Annotated in this window: 20 protein-coding genes and 1 riboswitch; of the genes, 16 read left to right on the plus strand and 4 right to left on the minus strand. The window is 35.5% G+C overall.

The window, feature by feature from the left end; all coding sequences use genetic code 11:
- The first annotated feature begins 19 nt into the window (after window positions 1–19).
- The 14 genes from ACQV2O_RS00330 (at window position 20) to ccpA (ending at window position 14518) form a co-directional block, all read left to right on the plus strand.
- On the plus strand, window positions 20–2377 hold the full coding sequence (locus ACQV2O_RS00330) for an endonuclease MutS2 (RefSeq protein ID WP_428872960.1): 2358 nt from the start codon (window positions 20–22) through the stop codon (window positions 2375–2377).
- Between the two features lie 82 nt (window positions 2378–2459).
- A complete protein-coding gene (gene trxA, locus ACQV2O_RS00335) occupies window positions 2460–2771 on the plus strand; it encodes a thioredoxin (RefSeq protein ID WP_428872961.1) in 312 nt (103 codons plus the stop codon).
- Between the two features lie 124 nt (window positions 2772–2895).
- Entirely contained in the window at window positions 2896–4002 is a 1107-nt protein-coding gene (gene ald / locus ACQV2O_RS00340) for an alanine dehydrogenase (protein ID WP_428872963.1), read from the plus strand.
- Between the two features lie 117 nt (window positions 4003–4119).
- Entirely contained in the window at window positions 4120–5013 is an 894-nt protein-coding gene (locus ACQV2O_RS00345; RefSeq protein WP_428872965.1) for a bifunctional hydroxymethylpyrimidine kinase/phosphomethylpyrimidine kinase, read from the plus strand.
- 1 nt (window position 5014) lies between these two features.
- Window positions 5015–6763 (plus strand): hypothetical protein, encoded by a 1749-nt coding sequence (locus ACQV2O_RS00350; RefSeq protein WP_428872966.1) that lies wholly within the window; start codon window positions 5015–5017, stop codon window positions 6761–6763.
- Window positions 6764–6789: 26 nt separating this feature from the next.
- Entirely contained in the window at window positions 6790–7698 is a 909-nt protein-coding gene (locus ACQV2O_RS00355; protein WP_428872967.1) for an ABC transporter ATP-binding protein, read from the plus strand.
- Entirely contained in the window at window positions 7691–9034 is a 1344-nt protein-coding gene (locus tag ACQV2O_RS00360; protein WP_428874650.1) for an ABC transporter permease, read from the plus strand. The genes ACQV2O_RS00355 and ACQV2O_RS00360 overlap by 8 nt, the downstream gene beginning before the upstream one ends.
- Before the next feature lie 137 nt (window positions 9035–9171).
- Window positions 9172–10014 carry a glutamate racemase gene (racE, locus tag ACQV2O_RS00365; RefSeq protein WP_428872971.1) on the plus strand — a complete coding sequence of 281 codons (843 nt, stop codon included), beginning with the start codon at window positions 9172–9174 and terminating at the stop codon, window positions 10012–10014.
- The gene (locus tag ACQV2O_RS00370; RefSeq protein ID WP_428872973.1) at window positions 9995–10591 is read left to right on the plus strand and encodes an XTP/dITP diphosphatase; all 597 of its coding nucleotides are present in this window, start codon (window positions 9995–9997) and stop codon (window positions 10589–10591) included. The genes racE and ACQV2O_RS00370 overlap by 20 nt, the downstream gene beginning before the upstream one ends.
- Before the next feature lie 2 nt (window positions 10592–10593).
- Window positions 10594–11121 carry a metallophosphoesterase gene (locus tag ACQV2O_RS00375; RefSeq protein ID WP_428872975.1) on the plus strand — a complete coding sequence of 176 codons (528 nt, stop codon included), beginning with the start codon at window positions 10594–10596 and terminating at the stop codon, window positions 11119–11121.
- Window positions 11118–11630, plus strand: a complete 513-nt coding sequence (gene cbpB / locus ACQV2O_RS00380; protein ID WP_428874651.1) for a cyclic-di-AMP-binding protein CbpB — start codon at window positions 11118–11120, stop codon at window positions 11628–11630. Before ACQV2O_RS00375 ends, cbpB begins: the two co-directional genes overlap by 4 nt.
- Window positions 11631–11712: 82 nt before the next feature.
- Window positions 11713–12267: a DUF948 domain-containing protein gene (locus ACQV2O_RS00385; protein WP_428872979.1), complete on the plus strand. Its 555-nt coding sequence runs from the start codon at window positions 11713–11715 to the stop codon at window positions 12265–12267.
- Window position 12268: 1 nt separating this feature from the next.
- Window positions 12269–12703, plus strand: a complete 435-nt coding sequence (locus tag ACQV2O_RS00390; protein ID WP_428872980.1) for a YtxH domain-containing protein — start codon at window positions 12269–12271, stop codon at window positions 12701–12703.
- An 810-nt stretch (window positions 12704–13513) separates the two neighbouring features.
- On the plus strand, window positions 13514–14518 hold the full coding sequence (gene ccpA / locus ACQV2O_RS00395) for a catabolite control protein A (RefSeq protein ID WP_428872981.1): 1005 nt from the start codon (window positions 13514–13516) through the stop codon (window positions 14516–14518).
- A gap of 65 nt (window positions 14519–14583) precedes the next feature.
- Here ccpA and ACQV2O_RS00400 read toward each other — a convergent pair whose 3' ends face one another.
- From ACQV2O_RS00400 to ACQV2O_RS00415, 4 genes are all read right to left on the minus strand, one after another.
- Window positions 14584–17673, minus strand: a complete 3090-nt coding sequence (locus ACQV2O_RS00400) for a transglycosylase domain-containing protein (protein WP_428874652.1) — start codon at window positions 17671–17673, stop codon at window positions 14584–14586.
- Window positions 17674–17699: 26 nt separating this feature from the next.
- On the minus strand, window positions 17700–18671 hold the full coding sequence (locus ACQV2O_RS00405; protein WP_428874653.1) for a rhodanese-related sulfurtransferase: 972 nt from the start codon (window positions 18669–18671) through the stop codon (window positions 17700–17702).
- A 280-nt stretch (window positions 18672–18951) separates the two neighbouring features.
- Entirely contained in the window at window positions 18952–19302 is a 351-nt protein-coding gene (locus ACQV2O_RS00410) for a folate family ECF transporter S component (protein WP_428874739.1), read from the minus strand.
- Between the two features lie 3 nt (window positions 19303–19305).
- The gene (locus ACQV2O_RS00415) at window positions 19306–19509 is read right to left on the minus strand and encodes a hypothetical protein (protein ID WP_428874654.1); all 204 of its coding nucleotides are present in this window, start codon (window positions 19507–19509) and stop codon (window positions 19306–19308) included.
- 49 nt (window positions 19510–19558) lie between these two features.
- Window positions 19559–19656: riboswitch (THF riboswitch) on the minus strand.
- Window positions 19657–19752: 96 nt separating this feature from the next.
- On the opposite strand from ACQV2O_RS00415, the gene ACQV2O_RS00420 reads away from it, so the two are divergent.
- Together ACQV2O_RS00420 and ACQV2O_RS00425 are read left to right on the plus strand one after the other, a co-directional pair.
- A complete protein-coding gene (locus tag ACQV2O_RS00420) occupies window positions 19753–20676 on the plus strand; it encodes a diacylglycerol/lipid kinase family protein (RefSeq protein ID WP_428874655.1) in 924 nt (307 codons plus the stop codon).
- A gap of 71 nt (window positions 20677–20747) precedes the next feature.
- Complete coding sequence (locus ACQV2O_RS00425; RefSeq protein ID WP_428872988.1) at window positions 20748–21182, plus strand: DUF2187 family protein; 435 nt, start codon at window positions 20748–20750, stop codon at window positions 21180–21182.
- The last annotated feature ends 7 nt before the right edge of the window (window positions 21183–21189 follow it).

A 21189-nucleotide genomic window follows, 5' to 3' on the forward strand; every position in this document is an offset into this window, starting at 1 on the left:
AGGAAAGGGGGAATCTTTGATGACTAATAGTAAAACTTTGGAGAAATTAGAGTATCATAAAATTATTCAGCAAGTCTCCCACTTTGCAAATACCGAGATGGCTAAATCTAAGATTCTCAAAATGCAGCCATCCACCGATTTGGAAACAATTCAAAAATGGCAAGAGGAAGTGGAAGAAAATTTAGCAATTCTTCAACAAGGTAAGAACATACCTATTCCTCGCTTAGTAGCGTTAAGTATGGCCTTTAGACGGCTGGAGATTTCAGCTGCTTTAAACCCTAAGGAGTTAGGACAAATTGGCCGCCTATTGACTACTACCAATCAAGTAACACAATTTTTTGCTGATTTAGAAGCTGAAGAAAAAATCTATCCTTCATTGAAGTATTGGGTGGATCAATGCGTGAGTCTTCCACAAGTTATCAAAGAAATACAATCAACTGTAAGTGATGAGGGGGCGGTTTTAAATTCCGCATCCACTCAATTGGCAGCTATTAGAAAAAATCAAAGTCAAACAGAAAATCAAATCCGCAACCAACTGAATCAATTACTAAAAACTAAAGGGAATCAGTTGAGCGATCGCTTAATAACTATCAGGAACGATCGTTATGTTCTACCCGTTAAGGCGGAGTATAAAGGTCAATTTGGTGGTACCATTCATGATCAGTCAGCAACTGGTCAGACAGTCTTTATGGAACCGAAGGTTGTTGTGGAGTTAAATAATCGCTTAGCCCAATTGGAGATAGATGAGCGTACCGAAATTGAAAGAATTCTTCTTGAAATATCTTTAATGATTGCGCCTTATGTTGAAGAAATTAAACATAATCAATCCATGATTGCCCAATTAGATTTTATTCAATCTAAAGCTGAGTATGCTAAAGCGATTAAGGCGACAAAGCCTGTTTTTTCAATTGATAACCAAGTAGCTCTATGGCAAGCCAGACATCCTTTAATTGATTCGGACGATATTGTAGCAAATGATATATTAATTGGTGAAAACTATCATATTCTCTTAATCACAGGTCCTAACACCGGTGGTAAGACGATTATTTTAAAAACGATTGGTCTCATTCAATTAATGGGACAATCAGGACTTCATGTTCCTTGCGATTCTGGTTCTCAATTAGGCGTTTTCCAATCGATTTATGCTGATATTGGAGATGAGCAGTCCATTGAGCAGTCTCTTTCTACCTTCTCCAGTCATATGACGAATATTGTGAATATAGTCGAAGAAGCAGACTATCAATCCCTCGTTTTATTTGATGAACTCGGTTCTGGAACTGATCCGCAAGAAGGTGCAGCCTTAGCTATTTCTATTTTAGATTATTTAAGGAAAGTAGGGGCTACTGTTTTAGCAACAACTCATTATCCGGAATTAAAAGTTTATGCCCATGAACGAGCAAAAACAATTAATGCCTCTATGGAATTTGATGTTCAGACCTTATCGCCAACTTATCGCTTAATGATAGGTGTACCTGGTCGGTCCAATGCTATTGAAATCTCAAGAAGATTAGGCTTGAGACAAGATATATTAGAGGGGGCTCAAGAAGGAATTTCACAAGATAGTCAATCTTTGAACGAAATGGTTGCTAAATTAGAGCGTGAAAGAAGAGAAAGTGAGCTAAAAAATAAAGAAGCTCAAGCTTTCTTAGAAAAAGCAGAACTCTTATGGCAAGATTTACGAACTGAATATGACCGCTATCTTGAGCAAAAGCATGACTTAGTTGAAAAAGCTAAGCGTCAGACTAATGAGAAAGTGGAACAAGCTCAAAAAGAGGCCGAAGAATTGCTGCAAGAAATTCGAGACTTACAGTTAGTCCAAGGACAAAATCAAACCATTAAAGAACATGTTTTAATCGACAAGAAAAAGGCTTTTGATCAATTAAAACAACCAGAAAACTTGAAAAAGAATAAAGTCTTAAAACGGGTTAAAAAGTCTAAAAAGATTCAGGTGGGCGATGATGTCGAGGTCTTATCCTATGGACAAAGAGGAACTGTGCTTGAACAAGTTGAAAAAAATGAGTATGTTGTTCAAATGGGCATTATTAAGATGAAGATTGCGGCTGACGAGCTAAAACCGATTGGTAAGGTTGAGCCTAAGCAGAAGGTTAATGTACAAAGGCAAGCTGGATCTAAGGTAAAAACGACTTTAGATATACGTGGTTTGAGGTACGAAGAAGCGATGAGTAAGTTGAAACAGTATTTAGACCAAGCTCTTCTATCCAACCATTCACTGGTCACCATTATCCATGGTAAGGGTACAGGAGCATTGAGACAGGGTGTCAAAGATCAATTAAGCAATCATCCTCATGTCGATCACTTCGAATACTCCCCACCAAACGCTGGAGGAGATGGTTCAACAAGGGTTTACTTCGATTAGTTAGTAAGCATATAAATAGTCAAAGACCTTTTTGATGTGCTAAGATACATCTATCAACGTGATTAGTGAAAGGGGCTTTAAGATGGTTAAGGCAATTACAGATTCAGAATTTCAAACGAAAACAGCACAAGGAGTAAGCATTGTAGATTTTTGGGCACCATGGTGTGGACCGTGTCGCATGCAATCTCCAATTATTGATGAATTATCAGAAGAGATGGAAGGACAAGTAAATTTCTTCAAGATGAATGTCGATGAAGAAACTAAAATAGCCGGTGAATTCGGTATTATGTCCATTCCAACCATGGTTATAAAAAAAGATGGACAGGTTGTAGAAAAACTTGTCGGTTTTCATGATAAAGATCGTTTGACTGAGGTGCTTAAAAAGCATATTTAGAATAACTAAGAAAAGGGCCCAACTTCAGAAGCTGGGCCCTTTAAATTTTAAGATATAATCATATAATTTATTTGTGATGAAAAGAGCATGTGGTATAATAAAAAAACAAAGGAGGGATTTATTAATGAAAATTGGAGTACCTAGAGAATTGAAAGCAAATGAAGATCGTGTAGGACTCACCCCTAATAATATTAAAGAACTTGTTTCAGCTGGAAATGAGATAATTGTTGAAAAAGAGGCTGGATTGGGTTCAGGGTTTACTGATCATGAATATATTGATGCTGGAGCAAGTATCGTTGAAACAGCTGCAGAAGTTTGGAAAGCAGAAATGGTTATTAAAGTGAAAGAGCCAGTTAAAGAGGAATATGACTATTTTTATGAAGGACTCATTCTATTTACCTATTTACATCTTGCTCCTGAACTAGAATTAACACAAGCCTTGCTCGATAAGGGTGTGATTGGAGTAGCCTATGAAACGGTTGCCGATAAGGGGACACTTCCTTTATTAACACCCATGTCTGAAGTAGCCGGTCGAATGGCTGTTCAAATCGGAGCGCGTTTATTAGAAAAGAACCACGGTGGTCCAGGTATTTTATTTGGTGGTGTACCAGGTGTTCGTCGTGCCAATGTGACAGTGATTGGTGGAGGGGTTGTCGGTTTTAATACCGCTAAATTGGCTTACGGTTTAGGTGCTAATGTGACAATTCTTGATATTAATCCACAACGTTTGGCTGAGATTGAAAATATTCTTGGTAATGGTGTACAGACATTGATGTCGAATGAAACAAACATTCATAAAGCTGTGATCGATTCAGACGTAGTTGTCGGATCAGTTTTAATAGCTGGACGCCGTGCACCAGTTCTTGTTAAAGAAGAAACTATTCAAGAAATGAGACCAGGTTCCGTTTTAATTGATATTGCAGTTGACCAAGGTGGAAACTTTGAGACAACTAAACCAACTACTCATAAGGAACCGATTTTCCTTAAACATGATATTATTCATTATGCAGTGGCTAATATTCCAGGAGCTGTCCCAAGAACTTCCACCATTGCTTTGACCAATGCTACTTTACAATATGCTAAAGAAATTGCTAGGGCAGGCATTAAAGAAGCTGCCAAGCAAAATGATGCGATTTTATTAGGTATCAATACTTATCTTGGACATCTAACATCCATTGCCGTGGCTGAATCGCAAGACAGAGAGTTTTTTGATATTGAAACAGTTTTATAAACAAGATAAACTACTCACCCTAGCAGAGACAATGTCTCTGCTATTTTTTTAGTATGAATTATCTTTATTTATTTGCTTAAAAGAGGTACTATGATTATATAAATGTAGGGGGTTCTTATGTTTTCACTTAATCGCAATAATTATTCAAATACTATTTTAGTTGTTAATGATATTCCTGGTGCCGGAAGAGTAGCGGGTTCAATTAATTTGCCAGTTTTAGCTGCTGCCCAATTAGAAGCTACTATTTTGCCAACTTTAATCCTTTCTTCGCATGCTGGAGAAAAAGGGGATTTAGTTCGTTATTCCATGGGAAATGCTTATCAAGAAATGCTGCACCATTGGCAGCAAGTTGACTATCATTTTGATGCAATTTTAACGGGTTATTTTGCTGATACTCAGCAGATAGATGATTTGAAAACCTATCTTTTAAAAGAAAAAGAAATCAATCCAAACATTGCATTATATATGGATCCGATTATGGGGGACCATGGTCAGTTCTATGCTGGTTTTGATCAAGACGTCGCTCATCATTTGCGTGAATTAATACCGTATGCAGAATTAGTCATGCCCAATCTAACAGAAGCTTGTTTGATTTTAGGACGAGACTACAAAGAGGACTTCAGATTAAATGAGATTGCTGATATCGCCGATGAATTATTAACTTTAGGTTGTAAAAATGTCATTATTACAGGAGCTAAAGATGATCGAAGTGATAATAATCGCTTAGGTTTCTACTATGCCAGCCAATCGGGTGAAAAAGGACTTGTAGTTCACGAGTATTTTGATGGTTACATATTTGGAACTGGAGACACTGTTGCTTCAATCATTACTGCCAGTCGAATCGCTGGTGACAGCTTGAAAGACTCTGTTAGATTGACAGCAGATATTATTGAGAAAATGATTCCTTTTTCTATTAGTCAAAATGAAAGTAATGTGGGTCCTATTCATTTTGAGCCTTTTATAAAAGAAATTTCTACATATTTCAGTCAGAAAAAAGAAAGTGGGTTTTAAATTGATTATTAAAGATGTGACACCTGAAAAAACGATTAATAAAAAAGCCAACAAGCGTTCATTTAATCCAAACTATTTGTATGTATTATTAGCATTGGCTATCTTTGTTTATTATTATCTCACACTACCACCTATCCATTACGCTTCTTATCAAAGCTGGTTTTTTCTTCTATTAATTGTGGCCGGTGTTTTTGCCATCGAATTGATTAAAGATTCCAATCAGTGGTTCAAGCAGATCAAGAATAATCCTAATCAAGTTACTGAGATTAAATTCGGCAAATTGCCAAAGAAATACCGCTTGTTCTATTGGCCGGTTGTTATTGTCTTATTAGTAGGATTAATTGGGAAGTTTGTTTTTTCTCCTTTCTTTATGGCAAAAGATTATGGTCAAATGATCTCACCAGTCAATAAAGATTTCGAGACCACTTTTCCTGAAGTTAATATTGATAATGTGCCATTAGTGGATCGAGATACAGCAGTGCGCCTTGGAGATCGCTATTTAGGAGCTTTAACTGAGCTTGTTTCTCAATTTGAAGTATCGGATGAATATACCCAAATCAATATTGAAGCAGAACCCTACCGGGTAACTCCCTTGAAGTATGCAGGACTGTTTAAGTGGTTAAACAACTTTTCAGAAGGAATCCCACATTATCTTCAAGTTGATAATGTTACTGGAAAAGTGGAAGTAAAAACACCTGAAAAACCGATTAGATATTCTTATTCAGATCATTTCGGTCGGAATATTTCTAGACATTTAAGATTCAATTATCCATTCAGTATTTTTGAAAGCCCTGACTTTGAAATCGATGATGAGGGCAATCCTTATTATATAGCTACTAGCTATGGACGAAATTTCTTTCTTAATGAGCCAGAACCTAATGGATTAATTATTGTTAATGCGATGACAGGAGAACACCAAAAATACTCCATGGATGAGATCCCATCTTGGGTAGACCGCGTTTATTCTGCTGACTTAATCATGCACCAGTTAGACCAAAACGGTAAATTTAAAAATGGTTTTTGGAACTCAGTTTTTGCCAAAGAAGGCGTAACAGAAACCTCCAAAGGTTATAATTATCTACCAATGAATGATGATATTTACCTCTATACTGGTATCACTTCTGTTGTATCAGATGAATCAAACATTGGCTTTGTATTAGTTAATCTAAGAACCAAAGAAGCTACTATGTACAATTTATCTGCTGCCGAAGAGTTCTCTGCTATGGCTTCAGCTGAAGGGTCTGTTCAAGAAAAAGGATATATTGCAACATTCCCTCTCTTGATTAACTTACAAGGCAATCCTATGTATATTTTAACTTTAAAAGACTCTTCCGGTCTTATTAAAAATTATAGCTTAGTAGATGTTCAAGATTATCAGAAAGTCTACATTGCTAGCAATATGACTCAGCTTATCCAAAAGTATGGGGAAGATAATCCTGTGGTTTTAGAGGCAATCAATGAGGACACATTAGAAAAAGTAACCGGAAAAGTTGAAAAAATCCAAGCTGTTATAAAAGAGGGGGAAACTTTCTATTATTTCATGTTAGATGGTAATGTTTATCAAGTGCCTGCAAAATTGAATGATTACCTACCATTTGTAGAAGAAGGACAAACAATCACGCTTAAATTAGATGATCGATCAAACATTCATTTAGTCGATTTGACGGAAATATTTGGCGACAAAGCGGCTCAAGAAGAAGTGATTCCAACCAGTGAAGATACTGATCCGCTGCTAGACAATGTGGAATAATCATAAAAAGTTAAGAGGAGGATATAATGTTAGAAGTAAAAAACCTATCCAAGAAATTTGGTAGTTTTCAAGCTGTAAAGAATGTTTCTTTTGACATTGAATCGGGAACGATTATGGGATTTATTGGTCCAAATGGATCAGGGAAAACAACTGTTTTTCGAATGATTTTAGATTTCTTAAATCCTGAACCTGGGGGACTAGTTACTTGGAATCAAAAGCCGATTAATAATCAATTATATGATTTAGTTGGTTACTTACCAGAAGAACGTGGTCTTTATGAAAAGATGACTATTGAAGAACAAATTGTCTATTTCGCTAGCCTTAGAGGAATGAAATACCTTGATATTATCACTCAAATAGATGAATGGATGGATAAATTTGCCGTAAAAGGTAAACGAAAAGATAAGATTAATACGCTTTCTAAAGGAAACCAGCAAAAAATACAATTGATTGCTACATTAATCCATCGACCTAAATTAGTTATTTTAGATGAGCCATTCTCTGGCCTAGATCCAGTCAATGCTGACCTTTTAAAACAAGGCATCTTAGAATTAAAAGAAGGTGGATCGAGCATTATCTTTTCTAGTCATAATATGGAAAATGTGTCACAAATATGTGATAAGTTAGCCATGATTCTTGATGGTGAGCAAGTTCTTTACGGTTCGATTAATGAAGTTAGAGAACAGTTTGGACGTATTCGCATTTATATTGAAAGTAAAAAGTGGAATGAAGCTAGCCTGCTAGAAATTGAAGGGGTAGATTCGGTAGTTCGTACCAGCCCTGATCATTACACCTTAAATCTTAGCGATGAATCATTTGGTCCTAGCATCTTCCAAACAATCACTCAAGGACAATTTATCCCAATGTTCTCTCAACAACCACCGACCTTAGAGGAAATATTTAAGTTGAAAGTAGGTGACCGAATTCATGAATAAAATGTGGCTTGTAGCAAAAGAGGTTTATCGGAAAAATGTGAAGTCTTGGGCTTTTTTCTGGATGATAGCAGGCCCCATTATTATGGGGTTGGTTATTTTAGCAATCGGTTATTTTATTTATCTTGACCAATCCAGCTCTTCAGTCGGCAATGTTGGAATTGTATCTGAAAATGCAGAGATTAATCAATTGATTGCTGCAATAGAAGATGAAAATGACTACCAATTTGACTTAAATGAAAAGCAAGCTGAAGAAGCCTTATTTGCAGAAGAAATTGATGGTTATTTAGTTGTTGAAGGCGAAAATGTAGATCTTAATGCTAAGTTCTATCGCCATAATTCAGGCAAGAATATTGCCACTTATAATATCGAAGAAGTACTTTCAGAATATCGCATTCAAAAACAAGCAGAAGCATTTAATTTAAAACAAGAAGAAGTGAATCAATTAAAAGATAGTGCTGTTGACATTGAAACTATTCGCATCCAACCAGACGATGATGGCGCTGTTACAGAGGTTTCAGAAAATGATCCAGTAACTGCCGCTAAAATTGGAGTGGCTTATGTAGTGTGTTTTGTGGTTTTAATGTTTATTATGAGTTACGTATCCATAGTCTCTCAAGAAATTGCGGCAGAGAAGGGCTCTAAAATCATGGAAATTATTCTTTCCAGTATCACCGCTACCCAGCATTTTTTAGGTAAGCTGATTGGAGTGGGCTTGGTAATTCTTACTCAATTAGTCATATATGGTATACTAGGAGTTATTATTTCCTATGTATCCGGCTTAGTATTAGCCCAATTTTTTGTAAACTCATCTGAAAATATGGAAAATATTCAAGCTGGCACACAAGCCATGAGCGAAAGTTTTGATCCGGCCATAATCAGCGATTATATTTCACAAGCTAGACCGGTGATATTATATGGAATATTGTTTGCTGTTATAGGAATGGCAATTTATTCAATACTTGCAGCTTTCTTAGGTTCATTAGTTTCTAAAACTGAAGACGTCAATAAAATGACCACCCCAATCACCTTATTAGCAGTAGCAGGCTTTTATATTGCCTTATACGGTATGCAGTCACCTAACTCAGCCATTGTTCGTTTAGGCTCTTATTTCCCATTATTTACGCCTTTTATTATGCCTTTCCGTTTGGCTAATGACACAGTTGCCACTAGTGAAATATGGTTATCGGTATTAGTTGCGATTGTTTTCTTAGCCTTATCGATTTGGTTATCGGTTGTGTTCTATAAATCAAATGTTCTAGTTTATAGTGAAAAAGGATTAATTGGTAGTTTTAAAAAGTCCTTTGCTATATGGAAAAACGAGAAAAAAGTTAATTAATTTTAAAACAAGGCCTTGCAAACAACTTCAGTAGGTTGTTAATTAAGGGCCTTGTTTTTTAGTAAATAACAAGATGACTTCCATTCTTTTTTTGCATAGATATGTTAAAATAATAATTGTGAAGTGAGGAGAATTTTATGAAAGACTTACCCATCGGTTTTATTGATTCTGGATTCGGCGGATTAACAGTTGTTAAACAGAGTTTAAAACAACTTCCTAATGAATCCGTTCTTTTTATTGGTGATAATGCTCGTTGTCCATATGGTCCGCGTCCGTTAAATGAAGTTAAGAAGTATATTTGGCAACTCAGCAATTTCTTGCGTGAAAAAGGCATTAAAATGCTTGTGATTGCTTGTAATACTGGGACTGCTGCAGCTTTAGAAGATTTGAAGCGAACTTTACCCATACCTGTTGTTGGCGTAATTGAACCCGGTAGTCGAGCTGCCATTATCCAAACTAATAATAAAAAAATCGGTGTGATTGGAACAATCGGAACTATTCAGAGTAAAATTTATGAAAAAACGATTATCAATAAAAAAAATGATGTGGTCGTAGAAGGACTTGCATGTCCGTCTTTTGTTGAAATGGTAGAGACTGGCCAAATTTATAGTAGCCAAGCTAAAGAAAAAGTGTCGCAAGAACTTTCCCCGCTATTAAAAAAAGAAATTGACACATTAGTACTTGGTTGTACCCACTATCCAATCATGCGCGGTTTAATTCAAGAAGTAGTTGGTCCTAAGGTTCATCTGATTGATTCAGGAGTTGAAACAATTAATGATGTTAGTATGCTGTTGGATTATTTTAACTTAAGTCGAACAGCAAATGATGCCTTACAACAATCTCCTACACAAACTTTCTATACAACAGGAGACATCGAACACTTTGATCGAATGGCTAGCGACTGGCTAGCCCGAAAAGATCTTGATGTCAGAAAATGTGAAATTAAAGGAGAAGTAATTTATGAAACTGATTATAGCTAGTCATAATCCAGGAAAAATAGCAGAGTTTAAAGCTCTTTTTGAAGCTTTTGATTTACAAGTTCAATCTTTGCTTGATTATCCTGAAATTCCAGAAGTAGAAGAAACAGGTACAACATTTGAGGAGAATGCACGTTTAAAAGCAGAAACAATCGCTAAGGAAATGAACTGCTTAGCCCTATCAGATGATTCAGGCTTATGTGTTCCAGCACTGAATAATGAGCCGGGTGTCTATTCGGCTCGCTATGCTGGAGAAGAAAAAAATGACGAAAGAAACCGTTTGAAACTTTTAGAAAATTTGAAAGAATTTAACGGTGATCAACGAAAAGCCTATTTCACAACCGTTATCGTATTAGCAGATCCACAAAAAGATTCATTAGTTGTTGAAGGTAATGTAGAAGGAATCATTACCAAAGAGCCTATCGGTGAGGGTGGCTTTGGTTATGATTCACTATTTTACTATCCTCAAGATCAACAAACCTTTGCTCAAATCTCTGCGGAACGTAAGAACCAAATTTCTCACAGAGGCCAAGCAGTGGAGAAGTTAAAAGAAAAACTAAATGATTGGTTGGAGGGATAGAGATGAAATTGTTAGTATTAAGTGACAATCATGGAAATTACTCTATTGTAAAAAACATCATTCAGCAGTTTAGGGATAAAGTAGATTATATTATTCATTGTGGTGATTCAGAATTTTCATTTGATGATCCTATTTGGCAGGCTGTCGATGTTAAAGTAGCAGGAAATATGGATTTTTCTCCAGGCTATCCATCTAGCGAAATTTTATCGACCCCTAAGGGAAAAATTTTGATTACTCATGGCCATTTGTATCAAGTAAATCAAGGAAACATTAATCTTTTAGAATTAGCTTTACAAAAGAATGCCAAATATGTTTTCCACGGCCATACACATCGCCTATATGCTGAAATGAAGCGAGGAATCTTATTTATGAACCCTGGTTCCATTGCAAAAGCAAGGGGCGAAATTCAAGAAAAAACATTTTCTATAGTTGAAATTTCCGATGACTTTATTAAGGTTGATTATTATAATTCACATGCAATACAGTTAGAAGATTTGTCTTATTATTTTAAACTAGATGGAGCTGATTGATCTTGATAGATCCTAACTTATCAAAAAATATTGTTGAAAATCTAAAAGAAGTTATTATCCCGGCTGATAATGTAGTCTATCTTTATGACTTTAATTCATTAATTCACGGCTTATTAGTCCTTAATCAAGTCGACTATTCAATGATTCCTGTGGTCAATCAAAATGGTCAAATAGTGGGCTTAGTAAGTATTAACATGATTGTTAAAGAAGCTATTACTTTAGAAGACATAGACTTTGACAACCTTAATTATAAATTAATTAAGCATTTAGACTTAAGGAAACCAGAATTTATAACAATGAACGAAAAGCTCGAATCAATTTTGCATAAACTGGTAGATAATAATTTTTTATGTGTGGTTGAAAACCATATAGAAAAGAAATTCATTGGTATTATTACTCGAAATATGATTTTAAAACGAATAAATGCTTTCTTGCATCGTACAAGTTTAAAAGAGTTAAGGGTTTCAAACTTCCAACAAGGGCGTGAGAAAAAATTAATAAATAAATAGCTCATTTCTAAGCCCTTATCTTTGAGTTAAATGCGCTTTCATGATATATTTAAGCTAGTAACTTAGCAAAGGAGGATTAGATATGACAATTGGTCAAATTGCAGCCATGATTGCAGCTTTAGCCTTTGCAATTCTCGTTGTATTCTTATCGATGACCTTGATGAAAATTGGTGAAATTCTGACAAATCTGAAGGAAACGGTGAGCAAATTAAATAATACCATTGATGTGGTGACTAAAGATGTTGACCATCTATCAATTGAGGTAGAAGGTTTACTGAACAAGTCAAATACACTTGTAGATGATTTAAATGCTAAATTAGGAAAAACCGATCCGTTATTTACTGCTATCGGTGATGTCGGAACATCCGTTTCAGAATTAAATGACTCGACTAAAGAAATGACATCGAACTTTGTTTCAAATATGCTTAAGAAAAACAAGAAAAAATCACCAATTGATTCAATTCAAAAAGCATCGCGAATGGTAAATCGTTTCAAAGTGAAGCCACAAGCCAAAAATTCAGAGATTTTGGCTAAGGATCCAGCTAAACAGGAAAAGAGAAGCTTAGATTCCTTTATTCAAGGAAAACCTTCTAAAACAGCTGGTGAGATTTCAATTAATTTAAAGGAGGCAAAATAATATGAAAAATAATGATGGATTTTTAGCGGGAGCTTTATTAGGCGCTCTTATTGGAGGGGCAGCTGCTCTTTTATATGCTCCTAAATCAGGTAGAGAGTTACGTGAAGATTTAAATGAAGAATTAGATTATTGGATTGATCGGGCTAATGATTATACAGACTATGCCGTGGAAAGAGGTGTAGAGATGTATGACGCAGCTTCTGATGCGAGTGAAGATTTCCGTGTAAATCTTAAAACTTCAGCTGATCATATTAAACGTTCTGCTGAAGAATTAAAGAAAGAAGCAAGCAAAGAATGGGATCATGTAAAAGAAGACCTCAGTCAATCTAAAGACATCTTGAGTGCCAAAATTGAAGATATTGAAGTTGATACAAAAGAAGAACTAAAAGATGTGAAAAAAGAAGTCGAGAAGCAAACAGATGAACTACTAAAATAAATTTAGAGGCTGGACAAAAGGCCTCTTCACCCGCTACATAAAACGCAGCGAGCTTAGAATGGAAAGGTGTTTTTCGTTCTAAGCTCGCTGCTTTGCATATTTGCTTGATTATTGGCCATTAATACCAGTCTTACAATAGTCTTCACCTTATCTCTAAGGCGAAGAAGGAGCTTAAATTTGTCTTTACATGATCGAATACAGACTCTACAGCAATTCTTCGTTGACTGTAGAGTGTCTTTCCTTCGTCAGATAAGAGCTTGGCTCGTTCGTTAAACTTGAGTGATTCATAAGACGGTTTGTAGTAGATTGCTTTTTGAGGTGCCGTGTCTGTCTCCTTCGGTCGGTAAACATCGCTCGTACTTTCATAATCATTGCGTATTTTAAAAATCTTGAATGCTATTAATAATAACTACTTCCTTTAAGCAGTATGATGGTCTGTCATTGCGCTCGATTCGGCGATTCCCATAAATTAAAAGCTCCGATGATGTTTCTTCGTTTCTTCTTTCTCGAATAGATTATATTTGATAAGGTGCTTATTCCCATGGTAGGTTAATTAAGTTAAATTTTCCTCACTGCCATATTTGGTGTCACTGACCATCCAAAAAGTTGAAGGATAAACTGCTCTACAAATGAAATCAGTGTTAACCTATCTTTTGGTTTGGAGAAGACAGCAAACACCCTCTAATGAGCGAGTTCATTATTTATGAAAAAACTGTGAAAACTTGAGAATAAAGCTAGAAAACGCTTGCACTATCTGTCTGCTTATGTTAAATTCAAAGAGTAAATTAAAAATTTGAAAGAAGGGTAGGCATGGAAAAGCAAACAATTACAATATATGATGTAGCTCGTGAAGCTGGCGTATCAATGGCCACCGTATCTCGAGTTGTAAATGGTAATCCAAATGTAAAGCCAAGTACTAGAAAAAAAGTCTCAGAAGTTATAGAACGTTTAGATTATAGACCTAATGCTGTAGCAAGAGGACTAGCCAGTAAAAAAACAACCACAGTTGGCGTTATTATTCCTAACATTACTAATATCTTCTTTTCGGCATTGGCACGCGGAATTGATGATATAGCAGCTATGTACAAATATGACATTATTTTAGCAAATGCCGACGAAAGTGTCGACAAAGAAATTAATGTTTTTAATAATTTATTAGCTAAACAAGTAGATGGTATTATCTATATGGGTTATAATGTCGGCGAAGAACTTAAGTCATTAATTAAAACTTCAAGAACACCTGTAGTTATTGCGGGTATGATTAGTGAAGATCCTGATCTCTATACAGTATCAATTGATATTCGATTAGCAATAGAAGAAATGACAGATTTCTTACTTCAAAAGGGTAACAGACCAGCTATTATCACCGATTCAGAAAAGTATTATGTCAATCGAGTGCATCGGATTCCTGGTTATAAATCAGCATTGGCTAAGCATAATATAGCGGTAGATGAAGATTTGATTATCCAAAGTGACTTTACTGATGATGAAGGAGATATAATTGTAGATCAATTATTAGCTGCTAAAGCTACCGGAGTTATCGCTACTAAAGATTTCTTAGCAGTAGCCATTTTAAATGCCCTAACTGATCGAAATATTAAAGTACCTGAAGACTTTCAAGTACTTACTAGTAAAAACTCAGTCCTTACAAAATATTCGCGTCCTCAACTATCATCTTTACAATATCCTTTATATGATGTTGGAGCGGTAGCAATGCGCTTGCTAACGAAAATTATGAATGATGAGGGTATCGAGCAGCGTCAAATCATTCTTCCCCATAAATTAGTACACCGTGGTTCAACACTGAGTGAATAAAAACATTAAAAAGCTATGAGATTTTAACTCATAGCTTTTTATTATAGAGCCTTTATTTTGCAAAATTATTCATAATATACTTCTTCAGTAACAGTCTCGCTATTTTCTGGTTGCGCCGGTATTAGATTACCATTTTCATCTGTGCTTTCAGAACGAGACTCATCATCCTCATCCGTTGTTTCTTCAGCAGAGGTCGTTGATGTTGTCTTTTCCTCAATAGATTCCATATAAGCATTCCAAAAACGTGCAGTATCTTGATCACTAGCGTTAAACATGAAGTTATAAGAGAGTGGAGCAGCAGGATTTGAATTTTTAAACAAATCTTGTTTAATAGGGCCATTTAGACTAGCAATTCGGTTATTATAGGTAATGTTTCCAGGTAAAGTTCCTGTCATTGCTACAATATTTTGGCTAACAACGGAAGCGGGTTGTGCAAAGACTTCATTAGATCCAAAAATATCAGGTCGAACTCTGAATAAGGCGTTGGCGATATTAGCCCAGTATATTTGTGAACGAACCGATTCATTGCCAAGTCCATCATCTGGGTTAACAAAGTATTCATAATATTGTGAATCATAGCCTGCCCATGTACCAATGGTAACAGAAGGAGTAGAGGCAATAAACCATAGATCTTTAGCATTCTCACTAGTTCCGGATTTGGCAATCCAGTCTCCTGGAACTTGCAGATTAGCTTTGGCATATTGTCCTGAACCGAATTCGGTTGTATCCCTTAAAATATCTACCATTAAGTAGTTTGTATCCTCACTAAATACTTTTTGTGGCTCTACTTCTTGTTCAAATACAGTATTTCCAAATGAATCGACAATCTTACTGATAATATGCCCTTGAATATAATAACCATTATTGGCAAAAGTTGAAAAAGCAGATGTTTGTTCAAAAACAGTCGGTCCGGTATTCACTCCACCAATGGAAAAGGCTAGGTTGTATGTTTCTTCTTGATCATATGCAAAGCCATCTTTAAAGCCCATGAGTTCAAGATAATCATAGACTGGTACGTTTTGCTGTATAAGCCCTTGATAAATTCGAATAGTTGGCAAATTCAGTGACTTAGCTAATGATTCTCTGGCAGAGATAAACTTATTAGAAATTGATTCGCCGTAGTTGGTCGGTTTCCACTCAGTTCCATCGGGATAAGTTTCTACAAATGGTGTATCGGGTACAATTGTGGCAGGAGCAATAAGATTATTCTCAATTGCTGGTGCATAGACTGCAAGTGGTTTGATGGTTGAACCAGGAGAGCGGCGAGTGGCAAAGGCATGGTCAATTTGATTATTATCATAATCGGTCCCAGCCACAAAGCCCAGTACTTTTCCACTAGTGTTTTCAATCACCACAACACCAGTTTGAATATTTTCAACATAATAGATTTCTTCACCGGTACTAGGATCTGTATAAACCCCATCATAGCTTACTCCTAATGAGTCTACGTTTTCTTTAGCAGTTTCTTGTAATTGATCATAAATTTCTTTATCAATAGTTGAATATACTTTGTAGCCCCCGGTACGCAGCTGGTTTTCTGCTTCAGAATAATATTGATTATACCATTCAATGTCTTGTAAAACATCGCTCATCTGATTTCCATCGTCATTGACATTAATTTCCATTAATTTCTTAATGGCTTCATTCATGACGGTTTGATACAGGTAGGATTGGCGTTCGATTGGACGATTTTCAGGTTTAATAAAATCTTTACTAATATCATAATCAATCGCAGTTTCGTATTCTTCTTTAGTAATAGCCTTGTTACGATACATACTGAATAGCACAGCTTTCATTCGATTGATACCAGGATTGAAATCCTCTCTAAGTGAACTGTTATAGTTATAAGGAGTATAGCTATAAGGATCTTGAGGCAAACCAACTAAAAAGGCAGCTTGAGCTAAATTAACTTCATTTGGTTCTTTGCCGAAAATGCCTTCAGAAGCTTCACGAATTCCCGCAATATTATCTCCTTCATTATTACGGCCAAAAGGAGAAACATTGAGATAAGCGTTTAATATTTCGTCTTTGGTAAAATATTTTTCAACTCTTAAGGCCAAGAGAATTTCGTTAGCCTTTCTAAAGAAAGTAACATCATTTGTTAATAACTGCTGCTTAACTAATTGCTGAGTTAATGTTGATCCTCCAGTACCAGACCCGGTAATAAGCGTTTGAAGCACTGCTCTAAGTGTTGATTTAGGGTTAACACCATAATGCTCATAAAAAGCTTGATCTTCAATGGAAATTAAACCTTCTTTAATATAGGGTGAAATATCTTCTAAATTAGTAACAGATCTAACGACGTCCGATCTTATATCAGCAATAAGGTCGCCAGAGTCATAATATAAACTAGATTGTTGTTCGACTTGATTAATAGCTTCAGCCATCTCTTGTTTACTTGGTGGAGTCGTATCAGATACTAATGAAGTGAAGTAGCCTAATCCAACACCTGATAAGAGAAAGCCAAAAAGAAGACCTACAACTACAAAGTAGATGAATAGACGTCTAAATACATTAAAGATAATCGAAAGGACTAAGGAAATTTTTGAAAACCGATCAAGACCTTCCAAAGATAGTTGACTACGCACTTCTTTTTTTCTTTTTCTTCTTTTATCAAGGTAAGTCTGAAAAAGATTTTTATCCGTTGAGTGGTTGTCACTTTCACTTTCAGTTTTTTGATTTGACTTCTGTTGAGGTCTGTTTGATTCTATAGCGTCTCGACTGAACTTACTAGATTTATTACTGCTAGTATGATTATTAGTCTTATTTTCTAGCTTTAAATCAGTGTCAGTTTCAGTTTTTTTAATAACTTTCTTCTCTGAGCGATCTTTTTTAATCGATTTATTGTGTAAATTGCTTACTGACTCACCTATAGGAGTTTCTTTTTTGACTTTAAGCGATTGATAATGATTAGAAGAAAACTGTCTTCTATCCTCATTTGACTGAGGAATAGCCTTATCAAAATTATTAAAGCTCTTATTTTCAAGTTCACTAATTCTTTTCAATCTTCTTGCTCGAGCTTCTTCGCTATTAACATAGTTAGAAGATTTCTGGTCGATTAATCTTTGCCGCCTTTGATTGAGATTAGGCTTACTATCTTTTAAATGATGACCCTCCAAAGGTGGCAGATGATTCTTGCTTTCTTTATTAGTCATTTCATTATCCCCTTTATCGGCTTAAATTATGCAGAATGTGTTTTACTTAAGCTTTCTCCAATTGCATTTAATCTTTCTTCCCATTCTTCTGTGGAAAAGTTATGTTCAGCGACATAGCGGTTTCGAGGATGACGACGACAGGCCTCACTACATCCACGTAAATACTTATCTTCATTTGCTTTAGAAGTCAATATTTGTTCATTACATTCTGGGTTTGCACAATTTACGTATCTTTCACATGGTGTTCCATCAAAATAATCTTTTCCGACTACTGTAGGATTTACTTGATTAACTGGGACAGCAATACGTTCATCGAAAACATACATCTTACCTTCCCAAAGCTCACCTTTAGTTTCAGGGTCTTTTCCATAAGTATCAATACCACCATGTAATTGCCCCACATCTTTAAAACCTTCTTTAAGTAACCAACCTGAGAATTTCTCGCAGCGGATACCACCTGTGCAATAGACAACAACGCGTTTGTCCATAAATTTTTCTTTGTTTTCTTTCACCCAGTCAGGAAGTTCACGGAAATTACGAATTTCAGGACGGATCGCACCCTTAAAATGACCTAAATCATACTCATAGTCATTACGAGTATCAAGAACAACTGTATCCTTGTCAAGTAGAGCATCTTTAAATTCTTTAGGGGATAGATATTGTCCTGTAATTTCATGTGGATCAATATCATCATCTAAGTTTAAAGCTACAATTTCTTCACGCGTTCTCACAGACATCTTTTTATGCGCATAATCATCAGCAAGATCTTGTTTAAACCATAAATCTTCAAAACCTTCTAGTGAATGAACATAGTCCATATACTTTTGTGTTTGATCTAGGGTGCCTGAAACGGTTCCGTTTATTCCTTCTTCACCGACTAATACGCGCCCCTTTAAACCGATACGACGGCAAAACTCTAAGTGTTCTTTGGCAAATAATTCAGGGTCTTCAATTCTTTGATATTTGTAATATAACAATACACGATAATTTTTCTTCATAGTATACCTCCTGTAGTTGCAAGCTACATTTATTTTCATATCTTCATATTATACGTAAATATAGTAAATGTCACAAGTTTTTACAATTTTTAATCTGATTGTTAAATAAGTTTACTAGTATTTTTTTGATTTTTTGAGTGAAGTTTATAATATTTAGTACAGTAAATTTTCGTTAATAAAAAGGGCAGAAGCTTAAACTTCTGCCCTTTTTATTAATTTTATAAGATAATTCATAAATAGTAAGTAGTGCGTTACCTACCTAAAAGAGCTACCATAAAGTTTAAAATTGGAATTTTTTGATTAAACGATCAATTACAGGCAATTTTAGGATAATCACTAAAATAATTGTGTTCAATGGAAGAGAAACAGCGTTTTTAGCGATACGAATTGGCATGAATGCTGCCCAAGCTTTACCTTGCATCATTTTAATCCATAGAGATCCAAATCCTAAGTTTACAATAAAGGTTACTAAAACAACTGCTATAAGAATATTTTTCCAATTACGTTCTTTACGCCACAAAAACCAACCATAAATGAAACCAGCTAAACCGGCACTAAAGGTATAACCGAAGAAGAAGCTATAGCCATTTAGAAGAGCAGTGATAATGTCATTAGCTACCGATATAACGATAGCCTACCATGGACCAATTATAGCGCTGGAAATAGCAGTACCGATAAAGCCAACTCCAATTTGGGCAATTTCACCTACTCTAAACGCTGGTATATAAGCTAACATAATACGAAACGCTAATAATAAAGCCATGGTAGTTAATTGTAGGGTGGTTAGTTTTCCTTTATTACCATATGAAATAATACGACGGGAATCAGGTTTTTGCATAAAAAATACGCTCCTTTTTTTGACAAGAGAGCGCTACAAATAATATTAATGCAGCGAATGCAAAGATAGTATCGCAAGAATAAATTCTTTTCGTTTGTTGGCCACATCCCATCCAACAACACTTGACGTTCTATCTTTTACTCTGTCTAATGATATACATCAGTGTAACTTACTTTCAAAGAAATTGGAAGGGAAAATCGTTTAGGAGGACTTGTGGTATAATGTAAAAAAAGGAGGGTTAATATGAAGAGCGTTTTAATCATCGCTAATCCAGGTTCAGGTAAGGGTAAGGCCAAAGCATATGCTGAGCAGTTAGCTGATTTACTAATTAATACATACGATGCTCAAGTCAAACACCGAACAACTGAAAAACCTCAAGATGCCTATGATTGGGCAAAAACTACCCCTGCAGATGAATACGACACTATTATTTGTTTGGGCGGTGACGGCACTATTAAGGAAGTGGTATCCGGTTTAATGGAGAATTCACAACCACCTCATTTTGCTTTTTTACCTTTGGGGACTGTAAATGATTTAGCAAGATCTTTAGGAATCTCTCTAAACCCAGTAAAAGCCATTAATCAATTTAAATCTTTAGAGTTAAAAAAATTGGATATCGGGCAAGTTAACGAGCAGTATTTTGCGAATGTTCTTGCGCTAGGAGCTATTCCTTCAGCAGTATTTGAAACTGAATCTAAAGTAAAAAATAAGATTGGGGTATTAGCTTATTTATTTGATGGCTTTAAAGCGATGTTTGAAGAGGAAGATTTTGATTTAGACATTAGTGTCGATGGAAAGGAATCTCATCACCTTAAAACCAATCTTATATTATTAACACTCACTACTAGTGTGGGAGGAATGGAAAATCTTCTTTCACAAGACCAGCTATTTGATGGATTGGGTCATCTTTATGCTTTTAAGGGTTCATTGGCTATATCAAGCATAGCTACTTTTATTGAAGAGAAAGGCTTGCCTCGACACGAATTAGATAATGAGTCCATCTTGTCGTTAAAGGGTAAAACATTCGATATTAAACTCGCTTCCTTGAATGAAGAACGTGAACTAAAAGCGAACATTGATGGCGATAAAGGCCCAAGTTTACCATTAGAAATTAAGATTCATAGTCAAGCACTTTCTGTATGGGTTCCAAAGGTAGAGAAAGAGTAACCTTTAGAATAAAAAAGAAAAATGTGGTATAATAACAATTACAGAGGGCAATTTAAGAAAAGAGGGATAACGTGTCGAAAAAAATTTCAGATGGGCAACGAAGTCTAATTGAAAAGGAGTTAAGACGCGGGACAAGCAAGTCACGTATCGCTTCGCTATTAGATGTAGATTATGAAACGGGTCTTGAAATGATTGAATCAGTAAAGTTAGCAATTCGACCAGAAATAGGGGATAAGATTACTTTCAAATTTAGAGAAAGTAGCATGACAGGAATAATTACAAAATTGCTTTCTAATAGTGCAGTTGTAGATATTTATTGGCAAGAATCAGATATGATGATGCAAGATATTATTGAAGAGAAGACCATAGTCAATTTCAAAGATATTATTGATTTTATATCCTTACCACCACAAGAAGAGGATAAGCATGTCATTCTAGATCCACAACCTACCGTGCACCATAAAAACACCAAGGAAAATGATACACAGTCAGAAGAAGAGAAGTAAAATTAGA

Source organism: Facklamia sp. P13055, assembly GCF_050409445.1.
GTDB lineage: Bacteria > Bacillota > Bacilli > Lactobacillales > Aerococcaceae > Facklamia.